At 57.3% G+C, this 3,169-nt stretch carries 3 protein-coding genes; all 3 read right to left on the bottom strand.

Annotated elements, in window-relative coordinates; translation table 11 throughout:
- Nucleotides 1-935: 935 nt before the first annotated feature.
- Nucleotides 936-1,526, bottom strand: coding sequence for a BPSL1445 family SYLF domain-containing lipoprotein (locus WCA53_RS06470; protein ID WP_423907086.1), 591 nt, complete (start codon nucleotides 1,524-1,526; stop codon nucleotides 936-938).
- A gap of 420 nt (nucleotides 1,527-1,946) precedes the next feature.
- Nucleotides 1,947-2,399, bottom strand: a complete 453-nt coding sequence (locus tag WCA53_RS06475; RefSeq protein WP_423907088.1) for a hypothetical protein — start codon at nucleotides 2,397-2,399, stop codon at nucleotides 1,947-1,949.
- Between the two features lie 268 nt (nucleotides 2,400-2,667).
- Nucleotides 2,668-2,976, bottom strand: a complete 309-nt coding sequence (locus WCA53_RS06480) for a PsiF family protein (protein WP_423907090.1) — start codon at nucleotides 2,974-2,976, stop codon at nucleotides 2,668-2,670.
- Nucleotides 2,977-3,169: the final 193 nt, after the last annotated feature.

A 3,169-nucleotide genomic window follows, 5' to 3' on the forward strand; every position in this document is an offset into this window, starting at 1 on the left:
ATTACTGTTAGCCCCTAGCCGGGGCGGGACTTCATTTCTTTGCAAACGCGCAAAGAAACGAAGCAAAGAAACGCGTTCAAACCGCCAATACCTAAGTGTTGTTGGTGCTCATTTCAGGTTTTTGGCACGAACGTAGCACGGCCCCAAACACTTAACCCGCAGTTGAACCCCGCCCTCAAGCGCCAACGGCACGCACACGCTTCGCCTCCACAGCCCCAATCCGGTTGCCGCTGGCGGCAACGTCGGTAGCGACGCCAACAGCAAAGAGAGCGTTAAGGCCGGTGGCAATCCATTACCGTCGACGGCAAAACACTTGTGCTTGACCGGCCTCGGTCGTGCGAAGCGCGAAGCGCAATGTGCGTAGCAGAGGTGAAGTGTGCGGATTACAGGCAGGAGTGCACGAGGGGCATGAGCCTTTCGCTCGAATGGCTGAACTGTTCAAGGGCGCTACTGAAGATGGAGAGGTTAATTGCGACCGTCGAGGCGAAGCGTGTGCGCGCCGTGGGTGCTTGAGCGGGTGTTTGACTGCGGGTTAAATATTCGGGGCCGCGCTACGTTCGTGCCAAAAGCCTGAAATGAGCGCCGACGACCCTTAAAAATTGGCGGTTTAAAACGCGTTTCTTTGCTTCGTTTCTTTTCGCGTTTTGAAAAGAAATGAAGTCCCGCCCCGGATAGGGGCTAACAGTAATAAGCAAGAAAATACTACTTATGCAGAACGACCACGCTAGCAGAAGGACTCAATGCTAAGCCCACACTCTCCGCTAGCAGCACCCCCCAAGGCCTAGCCCCACACTCTCCGCGAGCAGCACCCCAAGCTCTAGCCCCACACTCACCGCTAGCAGAACCGCCCAGAACCCATCCCACCCACGACCCTCAAGAAAAACCGCCGCGCAGCTCGCGCCCCGCGACGGTTTCCCAACGCCTTCGGCGTCAGATCAAATGCTCAGGCGTGAAACCTTCGTCCCTTCCAGCGAAAGATTGGCCATCAACCCAGCGTTCGTCAGTACGAACACATCGACAGGAGCCGTCGCGGTGGTTGAATCGATTTCGCCATTCGCACCCATCTTGACCAGCGCCACCGACGCGTCTCCGCCCACCGACCAGCCCTGCGCGTTGCGGAACGAATCCAGCGCGTCCTGCGTCATGAACAAGAAGATGATCGCCTTCGATTGCCCACCGGCCTGAAGGCCGATCGATCCGGAAGTCGTGCTGTAGTAACCGACCGAACTGCCGCCAACCCGCAACGCGCCCTTGCCATATTGAGCACCGACAATAAACCCGGCCGCGATAACCGACGGGAACACAAGGACGCCGCGCGCCTTGCCGACGAGCTCACGCGAGCCTCTCGCCGTGACGTACAAACGCTGCATGGCCGCGTCAATATCGGCGTCAATCGAACGACGAGCATCCGCGTCGCCAGCGGTCGCCTGAGCGCCCTGGTTTGACGTCGTGGTACAGCCCGCAAGCGTAAGGCCTCCCAGTGCCAGCGCCGCAGTCGATTTAATCATGAAGTTTCGTCTTTGCATCGTTTTTCTCCGTCGTGGTTTTTCGGGAAACCCCATATAACTAGTCTTGCTGTATGGAGATTTATAACACAGCAATGCGACGTGCGACATTGGCGAGAAACTCGCTAAGCCTTACCCCGCTTGGCTTCAAGCGCAGCGCAAAACATTATGAAGTAATTTTTACCTATCTCAAAATCACGCGTTGCAAGCGATAAACGACCCCTCGGATAAATGGTCCCGGCGATATTAACGATCAATAGGATCGCGCGCGAAAGCGCGGCCAAATGCATCGCCGGTTAAGCGTTTCGGTCAAAAATACCTCGTCAGATAAATTTAAAACATTTTTAAGCGCATGACTAAATTCGTCAGTTTGTTGCGTTCGCGCCGAATCGAAGCAACGGATTCGTGCTTCACGGCGTGGCTGTTCCCGCCGATTCACATTCACAGCTTGGAGGCTGCCCCCGGTTTCCCCGCCGGCGCACGGCGCAGCATCCGGCGAATTACGCCAATCATCGCGCCCAAGCAGAACAAGGCCGCAGCCGGCACAATCCAGTAGCCGACAAAACCATGCCATAGATACCCAAAGAGTACGCTGCGCCGAAGTGCGTATTCGTCAACGGCGTCCTGATGGCGGGCCGCATTCGCGCTCAACACGTCTTGCGGGCAGCCTGCGGCACGCGCCTGATCAGGCGAACCCTGGCATTTCAAAGCAAGCGGGGTCGCGCGCTGCGCATCAGTCAGAGTCCATGTGGCGAGCGATCGCGAAAGATCGTCGGCGTCGTAGGCAAGTTGCTCGCGGACCTCGTTGACCACCACGATCATCACCGGGACCAGCCAGAAGATGACAACGACCAGCCACCGTCTGAACCAGCGGTTTTTGTATTTCCAAACCATCCTGATGCCTCCGTCGGTCTCACTGCTGCCAAGCCGGGTAGCCAAGACGGACCCATGACGCATTTTTGTTATGGGTTGGGTCGCCTCCGCGTCATCTTATGAGATAAAACGCGCCGCGCGTAGCGTGACCTTAGGTGCAGTGCAATAAGACGGGGAGGGGTTTTCCCGGGTTTTTGAGTCACTTCGCCGCGCCGCCCGCGAACATCAAAAAAGCCGCATGCCGGGTATGAACTGACCCCGCACGCGGCTTTTCCTGCAACGGTCGCTATCAGCTCTTGTTGCTCAGGCAATCCTTCATGAACGCCTTGCGGTCGTCGCCTTTCTTGCCCGTCGCCGACGCGTTGCACGCCGTCATCTTCTGCTGCTGGGTCATCGGCGCGGAGGCGGCAACCGGGGCGGACGCGAGGCAATCCTTCATGAACGCCTTGCGGTCATCGCCTTTCTTGCCCGCGGCCGATGCGTTGCAGTCGGTCATCTTTGATTGCTGGCTGTTGGCGGCCATGACAGGCGCTGCGGCGAACGTGACGCTCAATATGACGCCTGCTGCGATGGCTTCGATGCTTGCCCGGATCTTCATTCGATGCTCCCTTATGGGTGGGTGATATAAATCAATCAGGTGACGCACGGCGAGGCGGATAACTATCAAGCGTCCAACTGCGGCCAAGTCCGCCGAAACCCCGCATTCCATTATCGTGGGAAGCAATTTGAAAGCAGCACGCACTCATCGCGAAATGAGGAAGTTGTGGCGCACGACATCCAAAACGCTAAGC

The organism is Caballeronia sp. (assembly GCF_049581465.1).
Lineage (GTDB): Bacteria > Pseudomonadota > Gammaproteobacteria > Burkholderiales > Burkholderiaceae > Caballeronia.

What these genes read in the sequence shown, in the direction of transcription:
- WCA53_RS06475 (WP_423907088.1), bottom strand. Translation starts at nt 2,399, where the DNA reads ATGGTTTGGAAATACAAAAACCGCTGGTTCAGACGGTGGCTGGTCGTT.
- WCA53_RS06470 (WP_423907086.1), bottom strand. Translation starts at nt 1,526, where the DNA reads ATGCAAAGACGAAACTTCATGATTAAATCGACTGCGGCGCTGGCACTG.
- WCA53_RS06480 (WP_423907090.1), bottom strand. Translation starts at nt 2,976, where the DNA reads ATGAAGATCCGGGCAAGCATCGAAGCCATCGCAGCAGGCGTCATATTG.